The organism is Nocardia caishijiensis NBRC 108228 (assembly GCF_001612825.1).
GTDB lineage: Bacteria > Actinomycetota > Actinomycetes > Mycobacteriales > Mycobacteriaceae > Nocardia > Nocardia caishijiensis.
The window spans coordinates 23,241-37,378 of the sequence record NZ_BDBE01000020.1 but is presented as its reverse complement, the minus strand read 5'-3'; the positions used below and the strand labels follow the sequence as shown (position 1 = coordinate 37,378).

General features: G+C 67.3%; 17 protein-coding genes. 11 read left to right on the top strand and 6 right to left on the bottom strand.

The genetic code is table 11. The features are described from left to right. Nucleotides 1–42 precede the first annotated feature (42 nt). Complete coding sequence (locus NC7_RS05390; RefSeq protein WP_067979665.1) at nt 43–534, top strand: SixA phosphatase family protein; 492 nt, start codon at nt 43–45, stop codon at nt 532–534. A gap of 1 nt (nt 535) precedes the next feature. On the opposite strand, the gene NC7_RS05385 is transcribed toward NC7_RS05390, so the two are convergent. Further along, nucleotides 536–736, bottom strand: a complete 201-nt coding sequence (locus NC7_RS05385; RefSeq protein WP_067979663.1) for a hypothetical protein — start codon at nt 734–736, stop codon at nt 536–538. 48 nt (nt 737–784) lie between these two features. On the opposite strand from NC7_RS05385, the gene NC7_RS05380 reads away from it, so the two are divergent. The 5 genes from NC7_RS05380 to NC7_RS05360 all read left to right on the top strand — a co-directional run bounded on the left by NC7_RS05380 (nt 785) and on the right by NC7_RS05360 (nt 4,109). Next, nucleotides 785–1,153 carry a VOC family protein gene (locus NC7_RS05380; RefSeq protein ID WP_174550194.1) on the top strand — a complete coding sequence of 123 codons (369 nt, stop codon included), beginning with the start codon at nt 785–787 and terminating at the stop codon, nt 1,151–1,153. An 87-nt stretch (nt 1,154–1,240) separates the two neighbouring features. Further along, nucleotides 1,241–1,702, top strand: a complete 462-nt coding sequence (locus tag NC7_RS05375) for a MerR family transcriptional regulator (RefSeq protein ID WP_067979661.1) — start codon at nt 1,241–1,243, stop codon at nt 1,700–1,702. Continuing rightward, nucleotides 1,699–2,709, top strand: coding sequence for an aldo/keto reductase (locus NC7_RS05370; RefSeq protein WP_067979659.1), 1,011 nt, complete (start codon nt 1,699–1,701; stop codon nt 2,707–2,709). The genes NC7_RS05375 and NC7_RS05370 overlap by 4 nt, the downstream gene beginning before the upstream one ends. Before the next feature lie 99 nt (nt 2,710–2,808). Then, nucleotides 2,809–3,123: a GNAT family N-acetyltransferase gene (locus NC7_RS05365; protein WP_067979728.1), complete on the top strand. Its 315-nt coding sequence runs from the start codon at nt 2,809–2,811 to the stop codon at nt 3,121–3,123. After that, nucleotides 3,120–4,109 (top strand): pirin family protein, encoded by a 990-nt coding sequence (locus NC7_RS05360; RefSeq protein WP_067979656.1) that lies wholly within the window; start codon nt 3,120–3,122, stop codon nt 4,107–4,109. Before NC7_RS05365 ends, NC7_RS05360 begins: the two co-directional genes overlap by 4 nt. Before the next feature lie 20 nt (nt 4,110–4,129). Here NC7_RS05360 and NC7_RS05355 read toward each other — a convergent pair whose 3' ends face one another. Together NC7_RS05355 and NC7_RS05350 are read right to left on the bottom strand one after the other, a co-directional pair. After that, a complete protein-coding gene (locus NC7_RS05355) occupies nt 4,130–4,609 on the bottom strand; it encodes an SRPBCC family protein (RefSeq protein WP_067485115.1) in 480 nt (159 codons plus the stop codon). After that, on the bottom strand, nt 4,606–4,938 hold the full coding sequence (locus NC7_RS05350; protein ID WP_067979653.1) for an ArsR/SmtB family transcription factor: 333 nt from the start codon (nt 4,936–4,938) through the stop codon (nt 4,606–4,608). Before NC7_RS05350 ends, NC7_RS05355 begins: the two co-directional genes overlap by 4 nt. Before the next feature lie 124 nt (nt 4,939–5,062). Here NC7_RS05350 and NC7_RS05345 point away from each other — a divergent pair, with 124 nt between their 5' ends. Further along, nucleotides 5,063–6,289, top strand: coding sequence for an FAD-dependent oxidoreductase (locus tag NC7_RS05345; protein WP_067979635.1), 1,227 nt, complete (start codon nt 5,063–5,065; stop codon nt 6,287–6,289). A gap of 182 nt (nt 6,290–6,471) precedes the next feature. Continuing rightward, entirely contained in the window at nt 6,472–7,098 is a 627-nt protein-coding gene (locus NC7_RS05340; RefSeq protein WP_067979633.1) for a DUF8020 domain-containing protein, read from the top strand. 4 nt (nt 7,099–7,102) lie between these two features. Here NC7_RS05340 and NC7_RS05335 read toward each other — a convergent pair whose 3' ends face one another. Then, complete coding sequence (locus NC7_RS05335) at nt 7,103–7,633, bottom strand: CGNR zinc finger domain-containing protein (protein WP_067979630.1); 531 nt, start codon at nt 7,631–7,633, stop codon at nt 7,103–7,105. 38 nt (nt 7,634–7,671) lie between these two features. Here NC7_RS05335 and NC7_RS05330 point away from each other — a divergent pair, with 38 nt between their 5' ends. Further along, nucleotides 7,672–8,673, top strand: coding sequence for an EamA family transporter (locus tag NC7_RS05330; RefSeq protein WP_067979628.1), 1,002 nt, complete (start codon nt 7,672–7,674; stop codon nt 8,671–8,673). Nucleotides 8,674–8,699: 26 nt separating this feature from the next. Here NC7_RS05330 and NC7_RS05325 read toward each other — a convergent pair whose 3' ends face one another. Next, nucleotides 8,700–9,044: a hypothetical protein gene (locus tag NC7_RS05325; protein ID WP_157101852.1), complete on the bottom strand. Its 345-nt coding sequence runs from the start codon at nt 9,042–9,044 to the stop codon at nt 8,700–8,702. A gap of 83 nt (nt 9,045–9,127) precedes the next feature. Between NC7_RS05325 and NC7_RS05320 the strand changes: the two genes are divergently transcribed. Beyond that, nucleotides 9,128–9,409, top strand: coding sequence for a hypothetical protein (locus tag NC7_RS05320; RefSeq protein ID WP_067979619.1), 282 nt, complete (start codon nt 9,128–9,130; stop codon nt 9,407–9,409). An 83-nt stretch (nt 9,410–9,492) separates the two neighbouring features. Continuing rightward, on the top strand, nt 9,493–10,035 hold the full coding sequence (locus NC7_RS05315) for a hypothetical protein (RefSeq protein ID WP_157101851.1): 543 nt from the start codon (nt 9,493–9,495) through the stop codon (nt 10,033–10,035). A 50-nt stretch (nt 10,036–10,085) separates the two neighbouring features. Here the strand turns inward: NC7_RS05315 and NC7_RS05310 are convergent, their stop codons facing one another. After that, complete coding sequence (locus NC7_RS05310) at nt 10,086–14,039, bottom strand: DNA-directed RNA polymerase subunit beta' (RefSeq protein ID WP_067979614.1); 3,954 nt, start codon at nt 14,037–14,039, stop codon at nt 10,086–10,088. Nucleotides 14,040–14,138 lie beyond the last annotated feature (99 nt).

Below are 14,138 nucleotides of genomic sequence, written 5' to 3'. Positions count from 1 at the left end.
GTGACTGCGGCCTCACGGATGCGCACGATTACCGTGTAGTACATGACGGTCACCCTGATCCTGATGCGGCACGGGAAATCGGCGTACCCGGACGGAGTGGACGACCACGCGCGGCCGCTGGCACCGCGCGGCGAACGCGAGGCGGCGCTGGCGGGCGACTGGTTGCGCACCACCCGGCCGCCGATCGACGCGGTGCGCTGCTCCACCGCCGAGCGCACCCGGCTCACCCTGGCCGCCACCGGTATCGACGCACCCGTCGAGTACAGCGACGACATCTACGAGGCGAACCCGCGCACTCTGATCGAGCTGATCCAGCTCACCGACGACGCCGTCTCGACGCTGCTCGTGGTCGGCCACGTGCCCGGGATCCCGTGGACCGCCTGGGATCTCGCGGCCAACCGCGACTCCGACGCGGCCACCGAGCTGATCCGCAAGTTCCCCACCTCGGCACTGGCGGTGCTCGAATTCGACCGACCCTGGGCGAGCATCGATCAGGGAACCGGCGAGCTGACGCACTTCCACGTGCCGCGCTGACCTACTTCAGCAGCTTGCCGCCGACCACGATCCCGACGCCGAGCAAGGCGAGCAGCACGACGGCGACCACGCCGTTCGTGAGCCACCAGACCACGCCGAGTACGAGTACCACCGGGGCCACCGCGATGGCGGTGATCACCGGACTCTCCTTCACCGTTTCCCAGGCCGAACGGGCCCGGATGCGGTCGATCTCCTTAGCCATGTGATCCACACTACGTTTCTGTCGGTGGGCGGTGGGATGCTTGGCCTCATGGATTGGAAAATCGAGCTCGTTGCCATCCCGGTCACCGATATCGATCGGGCCAAGGACTTCTACACCAGCATCGGTTTCAACGCCGATCACGACCACTCGCCGAGTCCCGACATCCGCTTCGTCCAGCTCACCCCGCCGGGTTCGGGCTGCTCGATCTGCATCGGCCGCGGCATCACCCAGGCGGCTCCCGGCAGCGTCGAAGGCATGCAGATGGTGGTGCCGAGCGCCCAGCAGGCCTACGACCAACTCGTCGCGGCCGGGGTCGAGGCCAGCCCCGTCCAGGATCTGGGCTGGGGACTGTTCACGTTCTTCGCCGATCCCGACGGAAACCGGTGGGCGGTACAGGAACTGCCGAAGTACAACTGACGCTCGGCTCGTCCCGCGCATAGTCTTGCTTGGAGTGCACTCCAGGTGGCTAGCGTCGGTGGAGTTCCACGAGAGGGGACGAGCACGATGGATCCGGAAGCGGTTCGGCACACCGACAGCGTGACCGAGCGGGAACGCCCGAAGTACTCGATCGGCGAGGTCGCCGAGCGGTCGGGCCTCAGTCGCGACACGTTGCGCTGGTACGAGCGGATCGGGCTGATGAACTACATCGGTCGCGACCACACCGGCAACCGCCGCTTCAGCGACCGCGACCTGGAATGGCTGGAGCTGATCGCGCGGCTGCGCACGACCGGCATGCCGGTGGCCGACATGATCCGGTACGCCGAGCTGGTGCGGGCGGGCGAGCAGACCTTCCCGCAACGGCTGGAGATGTTCCGCCGGACCAGGGCCGACGCGCTCGACAAGATCGTGGAACTGCAGAAGACCGTGGCCGTGCTGGACTACAAGATCGCCCTGTACGAGGGCCGGTCCGAGGTGGCCCGGCCCGCCACGCTCACCGCGCACACGAGCGAAGGAACCGACACATGAGCACCACCTTGCCGACCACCACCCTCGGCGCCGACGGCCCCGAGGTCGGCATCCAGGGTCTCGGCTGCATGGGCATCAGCGAGTTCTACGGCGACTCCGACCCGGCCGAGTCGCGGGCCACGCTGGAGCATGCCATCGACCTGGGCGTCACACTGTTCGACACCGCCGACATCTACGGCTCCGGCCACAACGAGGAGTTCCTGTCCGGGTTCGTCCGTGAGCATCGCGACGAACTGGTGATCGCCACCAAATTCGGCATCGTCCGCAGAGCCGACGACCCGACCTTCCGCGGCTTCGACAACTCCCCCGCCTACATCCGCGCCGCCGTCGACGCCAGCCTGCGCAGACTCGGCGTCGACACCATCGACCTGTACTACATGCACCGCCGCGACCCGGCCGTGCCGATCGAGGACACCGTCGCCACGATGGCCGAGCTCGTCACCGCGGGCAAGATCCGCGCGCTCGGCCTGTCGGAGGTGACCGGCGACGAGCTGCGCGCCGCGCACGCGGTGCACCCGATCGCGGCGCTGCAGTCGGAGTGGTCGCTGTTCTCCCGTGACGTGGAGCGCACCGCGGTACCCGTCGCCGCCGAACTCGGCGTCACCTTCGTGCCCTACTCCCCCTTGGGCCGAGGGTTCCTCACCGGCGCGTTCCGCAACGCGGACAGCCTGGGCGACAACGACTTCCGTCAGCGGATGCCCCGGTTCACCGGCGACAACGCCGAACGCAACGCCGAACTGCTCGCACCGCTGGCGGCGATCGCGCACACGCACGGCATCACCCGGGCACAGGTCGCCCTCGCCTGGGTGCACGCCCGAGCCGAGGCGCACGGCCTCGCGGTGGTGCCGATTCCGGGCACGCGCAAGCGCGACAGGCTCGCCGAGAACGTCGCGGCGGCCGGGGTTCGGTTGAGCGAGGACGACCTCGCGACGCTGGAACCGATCGCCGGGCAGGTAGCGGGCCCTCGCTACGCGGACATGTCGTTCACCTCCGCCGGACGCGAATAGCATCGATCTGGGGCGCGGCCGGGAATACTCCCGCCGCGCCCGGGATTGGTCGGTATACCAAGCCACGAGCGCACCCGTCCGGTGCGGAAGGAGCGCAAGATGTCGGAGACCACCGCGTCGCAGGCCCGTGTCGTCCGCAACCAGGAGAAGAACCGCTACGACATCTTCTACGCCGACCAGCTCGCCGGTTTCGCCGAGTACATCGAACGCGACAACGACACCGACTTCGTGCACACCGAGATCGACGACGCCTTCGGCGGCAAGGGCCTCGGCAGCAAGTTGGCCCGCTACGCCGTCGAGGACGTGATCGCGCGCGGGCGAACCATCACCCCGCACTGCCCGTTCATCCGCGGCTGGCTCGACAAGCACCCCGAGTTCGACGCGCACGTGGTCGGCAAGGGCATCGCCGGATGAGCGACCTCGAGGCCGACCCCACCGAGGTGCTGTGCGAACCCTCGCCAAGCCCCGGTCCCATCACAGAGCTGTACCCGGCCAGGGAGGTCCCGCTCGGCGGTGTTCGCGGCGTGTACGTGGAGCGCACCCTGCCGCAGCGGGATCTGCCGACCGTCGGCGCCTGGTGTTTCCTCGACCGGTTCGGGTCGCCCACCGTCACGCGGACCGGTGCCTCGCCCGACATCCTGCCCCACCCCCACATCGGCCTGCAGACGGTGACCTGGCCGTTCGACGGCCGGATCAGGCACCGTGATTCAGTGGGTTCGGATGTTCAGATCGAACCGGGTCAACTGAACCTGATGACCTCCGGTCGCGGTATCGCGCACTCGGAGTTCGGGGTGCCGGGTGCCCACGCGGGCAACGGCTTGCAACTGTGGATCGCGCTGCCCGACACCGCGACCGGCGTCGAACCGCATTTCGAGCAGCACCGTGAACTGCCCGTGTACGAGGAGCCCGGACTGCGGGCGACCGTGCTGATCGGCTCGCTGGGCGGGGTCACCTCACCGGCGAAGGCCTACACGCCGATCGTCGGGGCCGACATCGTCCTCGATCCGGGCGCGGACGTGCGTTTGCCGCTGGAACGCGCCTTCGAGCACGCGCTGCTGGTGGTCGAGGGCACGGTCGTCGTCGACGGCACCGAATTGGGTCCAGGACCGCTGCTGTACCTCGGCACCGATCGGGCCGAGCTGCGGTTGACGAGCACCGACCGCGCCCATGTCGCCCTGATCGGTGGTGAGCCGTTCACCGAGGAACTGGTGATGTGGTGGAACTTCGTCGGACGCAGTCACGAGGAGATCGTCGCGGCACGCGAAGCGTGGGAAACCCACGACACCAACCGGTTCGGGCTGGTGGTCGGGCATCCCGAGCAGGAGCGGATTCCCGCACCGCCGCTACCGCCGTTGCGCTTGAAGCCGCGCAAGCGCGCGACCGGCTGCTCGCACAACTGAGCAGCCGTCGCGGGTCGCACTCAGCGGTTACCGGCGAGCAGGGCGTCGAGGGCGCGGTAGCTGTCGTTGAGGCCGGTCTCCATGCCGGAGGCGAGCATGCCCGCGCATTCCTCGGCAGTGTGGAAGATGCTGTCGGTGACCACCCGGGTGCGACCGTTGCCGAGGTCGACGAAGGTGGTCGTGTCGATCGAGATGTGGGCGGGCATACCGTCCCATTCGAAGGACTGCACGATCCGCTCCTTCGGGGTGATCTCGCGGAAGCGGCCCTCGAAACCGTAGGACTCGTCGCCCTCGTGCTCGACGAAACGCCAGTGCCCGCCCTTGCGGAACTCCCAGCGCTCGATGTCGACCTCGTGGCCGCGCGCCCACCAACGTGACAGTTGCTCGACACGACTGTAGGCGTCCCATACCCGATCCAGCGGGGCGTCGAAATCGCGTTCGATGTGCACTTCGCGGTCCGAGGTGGAAGTGATGACCGCGTCCTTGGTCGTGGTGCTCATTGTTCTGGCTCCGTTCGTCGCAGGAATTCATCGAGACGGTCCATCCGGGCTTCCAGCATCTGCCGATAACCCTGCATCCAGGCCACCTCCCGATCGAACATGTGCTCGCCGATGCGGCAGTACCGCACTCGTCCACGCTTCTCGGTGACCACCATGCCCGCCTCCTCCAGCAGGCCGATGTGCTTCTTGACGCCGGTCAGCGTCATCTCGAAGCGCTCGGCCAACTCGGTGACGGTGGCGGGCCCACGACCGAGGTGCTCGAGGATGCCCCGACGGGTGGGGTCCGCGAGCGCCCCGAACGAGGCGTCTAGGAAGTCATACTGAACCATCTAGTTCAGTATTGCGCGCTGCAACGCGAGCGTCAAGAGTCGAATCCGGTTTGCCGAATTCCCTTTACCGTCAGTGGAATTTACTACTACGCTTCGTCGTAGACATTCGACGGAGGGGATAACGATGGACAAGACAACATGCTGCATCGTCGGGGGCGGTCCGGCCGGGATGATGGCGGGCCTGCTGCTGGCGCGGGCGGGCGTCGAGGTCACCGTGTTGGAAAAGCACCCCGACTTCCTGCGCGATTTCCGCGGCGACACCGTCCACCCGTCGACGATTCGACTGCTCGACCAGCTCGGCCTCGGCGCCGAATTCGCCCGCCTCCCCCAGTCGGCCCTCACCACCTTGCGCGTCTACGCGGGCGACCGCATGGTGGTCGCCGCCGACTTCACCAGAATCCCCGGCCGCTACCGCCACATCGCCATGGTTCCGCAATGGGACTTCCTCGACCTGCTTGCCGGGGCCGCCGCCGCCGAACCCGGCTTCACGCTGCGGATGCGCTCGACGGTCACCGGGCTGATCCAGGAATCCGGCACGGTCGTCGGCGTGCAGTACCTCGACGCGACCGGTGCCGCCGACACACTCCGCGCCGATCTCGTGATCGCCTGCGACGGGCGCGATTCCGTGGCACGGGAATCGGCGGGCCTGCGCCAGCGCGGTGAGGACGTGCCGATGGACATGTGGTTCCTCCGCATCCCCAAAGCTGTCGACGACCGCGAAAGCGGTGCGGTACTGACCCGCTTCACCAGCGGAAACTCGGCCGTGGCGATCGATCGTGGCGACTACTACCAAACCGGATACATCATCGGGAAGGGACGCGACGCGACGCTGCGCGCCGAGCACGACGTCCAGTGGCTGCGTGACCAGCTCGGCGAACTGTTCGACTGGCCCACCGAGGCCCTGGCCCGCATCCGGTCCTGGGACGACGTGAAGCTGCTCGAGGTGACCGTCGGGATGCTCGAACGCTGGTACGTGCCCGGCCTGCTGTGCATCGGCGACGCCGCGCACACCATGTCCCCGGTCGGTGGTGTCGGCGTGAACCTCGCCATCCAGGACGCCGTCGCCGCCGCCCGCGTGCTGGCGCAACCCCTGCTCGACGGCACCGTCACCACCACCCACCTCGACAAGGTGCAACGCCGAAGGATGCTGCCAGCGAGCTTCACCCAGCGCTCGCAGCGCGGCGAACACGACCTGCTCATCGCTCCCGCCCTGCGCGGCGAACTCACCGCCGCACCACTGCCGCTGCGCGTGGTCGACGCGATGCCCCCGCTCGCCGGACTCACCGCGTACCTCGGCGGCATCGGCCTGCGCCCCGAACACGCGCCCGACTTCGCCCGGCGCCCGTGCTGAGCCCGGTCCAGCACATCGACTTGTGGCTTCACACGCCGATCGGCGCCGGTGATTGTGACCCCCGCCGACTTCGGCTCCTGGCCGTGCGACCTTGCGCGGAGAACTTTCCGAAATGCGGATCAACGGCTAAGTTTGCCGCGATGACCGGGGCGGCTCGGTGTGGGTAGCAGGAGGATGGCGCGATGAGGTTCGGCAGGGTGATCGGCGCGGCGGTGCTGGCGATGGGAGTCGGTCTCGCGGGGACCGGGGTCGGGCAGGCCGAGCCGACGGCCGCCCCGGAAGCTCTCGCGCTGCGCGGCGTCGACAAGGGCGTGAACTACCAGGTCAGCGCGACCGACGACCGTCGTGCGGTGGTCACCAGCATCGACACCGGCCGCTTCCAACTCGTGCACGACGCGAAAGTCGTCGCCATCACCGATGATTCGGGCACGGTGCTGGCGGCGTTGCCGATGGTCGTTCGGGTCGGGGAACACGCCGTGCCGCTCGAACCGACCATCGACGCCGACGGTTCGCGACTCACCCTCACCCCGGTCGGCGAATCCGAGACCCCGGTGCGCGACATCAGTGCGCAGGAACGGTTCTTCGCCGAAACCCAACGGCTGCAACCGGAGATCATCCAGGGCGCGGCCATCGGTGCCGCTATCGGCTTCGTGCTCGGCTTCCCCCTCGGCCTGTTCGTCCTCGACTTCATCACGGTGCCGGTGGCGACTGTCGCCGGGGCCGCGATCGGCGCGCTCGCCGGATACGCGATGGCCGGTGGCCAGCCCGCGATCGACACCGCGGTCGCCTACGTCACCGGGGCGCCCTGACGCCTCACCGCTGCCGCGCGCGGTAGGCGGCGACCGCGTTGCGGTTACCGCAGGTAGTGCTGCAATAGCGCTTCGAGCGGTTCCGGGACAGGTCGAGGACCAGGCCGTCGCAGTCGTCGTCGGCGCAGATCGCCAAGCGGCTCAGATCATCCGCGCGGATGACGTCGATCATCGCCATGGCGGTTTCGACGGCGATGCGCACAGGTAGCGCGGCCTCGGCCGGAACGGCGTGCACGTGGTAGTCCACGGTGCCGTGGCGGACCAGTTGGGGCACCGCGCGGTGCTCGCGCAGGATCTCGTTCACGAGCGTGACGGCGGTGTCGCGGTCGCTGGTGAGCAACCGGCGCAGCGGGCCGCGCAGGGCGCGCACCTCGCCGAGCTCCGCCGCGTCGCTCCGATGCGCGCCCGTGTAGTCGTGGCGGACGAAGAAGTCGTCGAGCTGGGCGATCTCGGTGAGCGTGTCGGGTTCGACGGCGGAATTCACCAGCTCCACAGCGGACAGCAGGGCCGCCTCGGTGTCATGAGCAAAAACCATGTTGACAGATTACGGCATGGTTCTTACCGTCATTAGTCATGGAGACTTTGACCCATGACGCGGCGGCCCGGCGGATCCGCACCGGTCTGCTCTTCGCGCTCGCCTCGGCGACCTCGTTCGGCCTCTCCGGACCGCTCGCGCGCGGGTTGATGAACGCGGGCTGGAGCGCGGCGGCCGTGGTGGCGGTGCGCGTGCTGCTCGCCGGTGTCGTCCTGCTGCCACTGGCCTGGCCGCACCTGCGCGACAACCGGACGCTGTTGCGCGACAACGCGAAACTCATCGTCGCCTACGGTGTGGTCGCGGTCGCGGGAACGCAGCTCGCCTACTTCAACGCGGTCGCGCGCATGGAAGTCGGCACCGCGCTGCTCATCGAATTCGCGGCACCGATCGCGGTGGTCGGCTGGTTGTGGCTGCGTCACCGGCAGCGCCCCGGCGCGGCGACCGTCGCCGGTGCGATTCTCGGCATCACCGGTCTGATGCTGGTGCTCGACGTATTCTCCGGCGTCTCCACCGACCCCGTCGGCATCGTCTGGGCCCTTGGCTCGATGGTCGGCGCCGCAACCTATTTCGTGCTCTCCGATCAGGGCGGCGACCTGCCCGGCACCGTGCTCGCCGCGGGTGGCCTCCTCATCGGTGGGGTGATCCTGCTCGCGGCGGGAACCGTCGGCATCGTTCCCCTGCGCGCCACCACCGAGCCCGTCGTCTTCGCCGATTTCACCACCCCGTGGTGGCTGCCCATTCTGGTCATCGGCATCGTCACCGCGGCCATCTCCTACGTCACCGGCATCGCCGCCACCCGCCGCCTCGGCTCCCGCCTGGCCTCCTTCGTAGCACTCACCGAGGTCCTGGCCGCCCTGCTGTTCGCCTGGCTGCTGCTCGGCGAAACCCCCGGCCTCATCCAACTCCTCGGCGGCGCGCTGATCCTGCTCGGCGTCATCGCCGTTCGCCTCGGCGAACCCGCTGTCAGAACTCTCGGTGACCCTGAATCCCCCACCGCCGAACGCCAGCTCGACCGGACCGCCAACCCGAACCGGCTCTAGCAGAGTGATTTTCAGCGTCACCGCGCCTACCGATCGCGATACTCCGCCTCCGCGATCCTCAGCTCGGTTCCCGGCATCGTGATCGTCAACAGGCCCGTCTCGGCGTTCCAGGAAGCCTGGACATCGGCCGCCGAATACGGGATGTCATAGAACAGTCCACGATTGGGTGCGATTCCGACATGCATTTCGCGTTCGGTGGCCAGCAGGCCGGGTGTGGTGCGGTGGTACACGCAGTACGCCCTGCCGGAATCAGGACGGCAGCTGATGACCACCTGGTCCGACATCCAATGAGTCACCACCTGATAGGCGGTGAACACCGACGCCAGTACGCCGATCACAGCGAACCCGACCACGACTACCCGAGATCTCACCCGGCGAAATCTACGCGCACCGACCGTGCCCAGCCACCCAGATTCCTCATCGCGAACGAAGCTCGATACGGCACGCTCAACTGATGAAGAAGAAGGCTGACATGCCACGCTGTCCCGACTGCGATGGCGCGATGACTCGAATCGCGTACGGCATGCCCGCTCCCCCACTGCGGGAAGCCGCCGAACGCGGCGAGGTCATCCTGGGCGGTTGTGTCGCAGGCGATTTCTCGCCGAAATGGGGTTGCATACCCTGCGGCACCCTTCGAGCGGAGAAGGAAAAGCAAAAAATCATGGAACAGGTCATCGACAGGCTCCGGAAAAGCCGGGCGGAGGCAGAGGGCGGTGGTGCCGGTATTCTGGATTGATCCCGATGCGGTGCGATCCAGGCGGTGAAGGTGCACGATCCGATGGCGGAGGTCGAGCGTGCGCTGGCCGCGCGGGTCGGGTGGTGATCGCCACCCTCACCCCGCCGACACCGGTCGTCCTCCCGGCCCGCGGCAGTTGGCGTCGCGAGATCCAGCGGGCGCGCACGGCAGCCAATGCGGCCGCCTACAACGCCAGGCAGCGAAACCAGCAGTTGGCGGCTCAGATGATGTGGGCGGCGGCCGAGGCCGCACGTGCGGCCAACGCCGCGGCGGCAGCGGCCCGCGAGCAGGCGATGGCGCCGCGCTGGCTCCCGGAGCCCAGCGGACGCGTCACCCTCACGGATCGCCGGATCCATCTGACCAATCACTACCGCTCGTCACCGATCCCGCTCACCGCGTTGGAGCACATCGAGTTGACACAACCCGACCGGCTGCGAATCCGCTTCACCGAAGCGTCCACCTCGCACTACCTCGAACTGGCGACACCGTGGGCGGCACCGGCCTTCCTGATCGCCAGCCATGCCAGATTCCCTCAGCACCCGCAGCTGATCAGCGGCTCGTGGTTACCGCACGGCTTCGAGGAACGCTGTCATATCGCAGGCAAAACCTGCCCGCGCATCCGCTGAACGACGAACGCCCCGCTCCTCGGAAGGAGCGGGGCGTCCATGTTCACGGACTAGCGGTAGTCGCTGAAGCCGTAGTCGTCCAGCGGCACCGCGGCACCGGTGGAGGAGCCGAAGCTGTCCGGCGAGTAGTAGGTGTCGTCGTAGGACGGCACCGCGTACGCGGCGGCACGGGCTTCCTCGGTCGGCTGCACCTGGATGTTGCGGTACCGGTTGATACCGGTACCGGCCGGGATGAGCTTACCGATGATCACGTTCTCCTTCAGGCCGATCAGCTTGTCGGAGCGGCAGTTGATGGCCGCGTCCGTCAGCACTCGGGTGGTCTCCTGGAAGGAGGCCGCCGACAGCCACGAATCGGTGGCCAGCGACGCCTTGGTGATACCCATCAGCACCGGACGGCCGGAGGCGGGCTCGCCACCCTCGGCCACCACGCGACGGTTCGAGGCCTCGAACTCGGCACGCTCGGTGAGCGAACCGGGCAGGAACTCCGTGGCACCCGAATCGATGATCGTCACGCGACGCAGCATCTGGCGCACGATGACCTCGATGTGCTTGTCGTGGATCGACACACCCTGCGAGCGGTAGACCTCCTGGACCTCGTGGACCAGGTGGACCTGCACCTGACGGGGACCCATCACGCGCAGCACCTCGTGCGGATCGGCAGCGCCCTCGAGCAACTGCTGACCCACCTCCACGTGGTCACCGTCGGCCAGCAGGCGCTCGGAGCCGTCGTCGTGCTTGAACACACGCAGACGCTGACGCTTCGAGAGCTTGTCGTAGACGACTTCCTCGGATCCGTCATCAGGGATGATCGTGATCTTGTAGAAGCGGTCGTCGTCCTCGAGCCGCACGCGACCGGAGACCTCAGCGATCGGCGCCTTGCCCTTGGGCACACGAGCCTCGAAGAGCTCCTGCACACGGGGCAGACCGCCGGTGATGTCGTCACCCGCGACACCACCCTGGTGGAAGGTACGCATGGTCAGCTGGGTACCGGGCTCACCGATGGACTGGGCGGCGACGATGCCGACGGCCTCGCCGATGTCGACCAGCTTGCCGGTGGCCATCGAACGGCCGTAGCAGGTGGCGCAGACGCCGGTGCCGGTGGTGCAGGTCAGCACGGAGCGGACCTTCACCTCGGTGATACCGGCCTCGAGCAGCGCCTCGAGCGCGGGGTCGCCGAGGTCGGCGCCCTTCGCCACGATGACGTTGCCGCTCGCGTCGACCGCGTCGGACGCAAGCGTCCGGGCGAAGGTCGAGGTCTCGACGTGCGCGTCACGGATGATCGTGCCGTCGGCCTGCTTCTCCGCGATCGGCACCAGGATGCCGCGCTCGGTGCCACAGTCGTGCTCGCGCACGATGACGTCCTGCGAGACGTCCACCAAACGACGGGTCAGGTAACCCGAGTCGGCGGTACGCAGCGCGGTGTCGGCCAGACCCTTACGAGCACCGTGGGTGTTGATGAAGTACTCGAGCACGGTCAGGCCCTCACGGAACGAGGACTTGATCGGGCGCGGGATGAACTCACCCTTCGGGTTCGTCACCAGGCCCTTCATACCGGCGAGGGTACGAGTCTGGGTGAAGTTACCCGTGGCGCCCGAGTCGACGATCGTGATGATCGGGTTGTCGGCCGGGTAGTGGGTGCGCAGCGCGGCACCGACCTCTTCGGTCGCTTCCTGCCAGATCTTGACCAGGGCGTTGTTGCGCTCCTGGTGATCGAGAGCACCACGCTGGTACTTCTTCTCGATCTGGTCGGCCATGCCCTCGTAGCGCTCCATGATGTCGGCCTTCTCCGGCGGAACGAGCACGTCCGACATGGAGACGGTGACACCCGAACGCGTGGCCCAGTAGAAGCCGGCGTCCTTGAGCTTGTCGACGGTCTGGGCGACGACGATCATCGGGTAGCGCTCGGCCAGATCGTTGATGATCGTGGCCTGCCGCTTCTTCGGCATCGGCTCGTTGATGAACGCGTAGTCCGCCGGGAGCAGCTCGTTGAAGATCACGCGACCGAGCGTGGTCTCGGCGAGCCAGGCATCGCCGCGGTGCCAGCCCTCGGGGAACAGCTCCGCCTCGATGTCCTTCGGCGGGCGCTGCTCGGTGAGCCGCACCTTGATCAGCGAACGCACGGTGAGCTCACCGCGGTCGACGGCCATCTGCGCCTCGGCGGGCGAGGAGTACACGCCGAACTCCGGGGTGTCCTTGCCACCGGCCTGGTAGGTGCCGACACCGTTCTCGTCGAGACGAGTCAGGTAGAACAGGCCCGTCACCATGTCCAGACGCGGCATCGCCAGCGGGCGACCCGACGCCGGGGACAGGATGTTGTTCGACGACAGCATCAGGATGCGCGCCTCGGCCTGCGCCTCCGCCGACAGCGGCAGGTGCACGGCCATCTGGTCACCGTCGAAGTCGGCGTTGAACGCCTCACACACGAGCGGGTGCAGCTGGATGGCCTTGCCTTCGACCAGCTGCGGCTCGAAGGCCTGGATACCCAGGCGGTGCAGGGTGGGCGCACGGTTCAGCATCACCGGGTGCTCGGCGATGACCTCTTCGAGGACATCCCACACCTGCGGACGCTGACGCTCGACCATCCGCTTGGCGGACTTGATGTTCTGCGCGTGGTTGAGATCCACCAGACGCTTCATGACGAACGGCTTGAACAGCTCGAGCGCCATCAGCTTCGGCAGACCACACTGGTGCAGCTTCAGCTGCGGACCGACCACGATGACCGAACGGCCCGAGTAGTCGACACGCTTGCCGAGCAGGTTCTGACGGAAACGACCCTGCTTGCCCTTGAGCAGATCGCTCAGCGACTTCAGCGGGCGGTTACCCGGACCGGTGACCGGGCGACCACGACGACCGTTGTCGAACAGCGCGTCGACGGACTCCTGCAGCATCCGCTTCTCGTTGTTGACGATGATCTCGGGCGCACCCAGATCGATCAGTCGCTTGAGGCGGTTGTTGCGGTTGATCACGCGGCGGTACAGGTCGTTCAGGTCGGAGGTGGCGAAGCGGCCACCGTCGAGCTGGACCATCGGGCGCAGCTCCGGCGGGATCACCGGAACGGCGTCGAGCACCATGCCCATGGGCGAGTTGCCGTTGGCCTGGAAGGCCGCGACGACCTTGAGGCGCTTGAGCGCGCGCAGCTTCTTCTGACCCTTGCCGGAGCGAATGGTCTCGCGCAGGCTCTCGGCCTCGGCGTCGATGTCGAAGTTCTCCATCAGCTTCTGGATGGACTCCGCACCCATGGCGCCGGTGAAGTACTCGCCGTAACGGTCGACCAGCTCGCGGTAGAGCACCTCGTCGACGATGAGCTGCTTGACGGCCAGCTTGGTGAAGGTGGTCCAGATCTCGTCGAGACGATCCAGCTCACGCTGGGCGCGGTCGCGCAGCTGACGCATCTCGCGCTCGCCGCCGTCCTTGACCTTACGACGGACGTCGGACTTGGCGCCCTCGGCCTCCAGCTCGGCCAGGTCGGCCTCGAGCTTCTGCGCGCGGGCCTCGAGATCGGCGTCGCGCTGATCGGCGACAGCCTTCTTCTCGACCTCCATCTCGGCCTCGAGGGTGCTGAGCTCGTTGTGGCGCAGCTCCTCGTCGACACCGACGATGACGTAGGCGGCGAAGTAGATGATCTTCTCGAGATCCTTCGGCGCCAGATCCAGCAGGTAGCCCAAGCGCGACGGAACACCCTTGAAGTACCAGATGTGGGTGACCGGAGCGGCCAGCTCGATGTGACCCATCCGCTCACGACGCACCTTGGCGCGAGTCACCTCGACACCACAGCGCTCACAGATGATGCCCTTGAAGCGGACACGCTTGTACTTGCCGCAGTAGCACTCCCAGTCCCGGGTGGGGCCGAAGATCTTCTCGCAGAAGAGCCCGTCCTTCTCCGGCTTGAGCGTGCGGTAGTTGATGGTCTCCGGCTTCTTGACCTCGCCGTAGGACCAGTTGCGAATGTCTTCGGCAGAGGCCAGGCCGATCCGGAGTTCATCGAAGAAGTTGACGTCTAGCACGTAACTTCCTTTCCCCTGTTCGGGTCGAATTCGAGCAAAAGTTCACTAGTTGTCGAGCGCGGTGCGCGGCGGCTGTTCGTAGGCAGAACAGCCACCGCG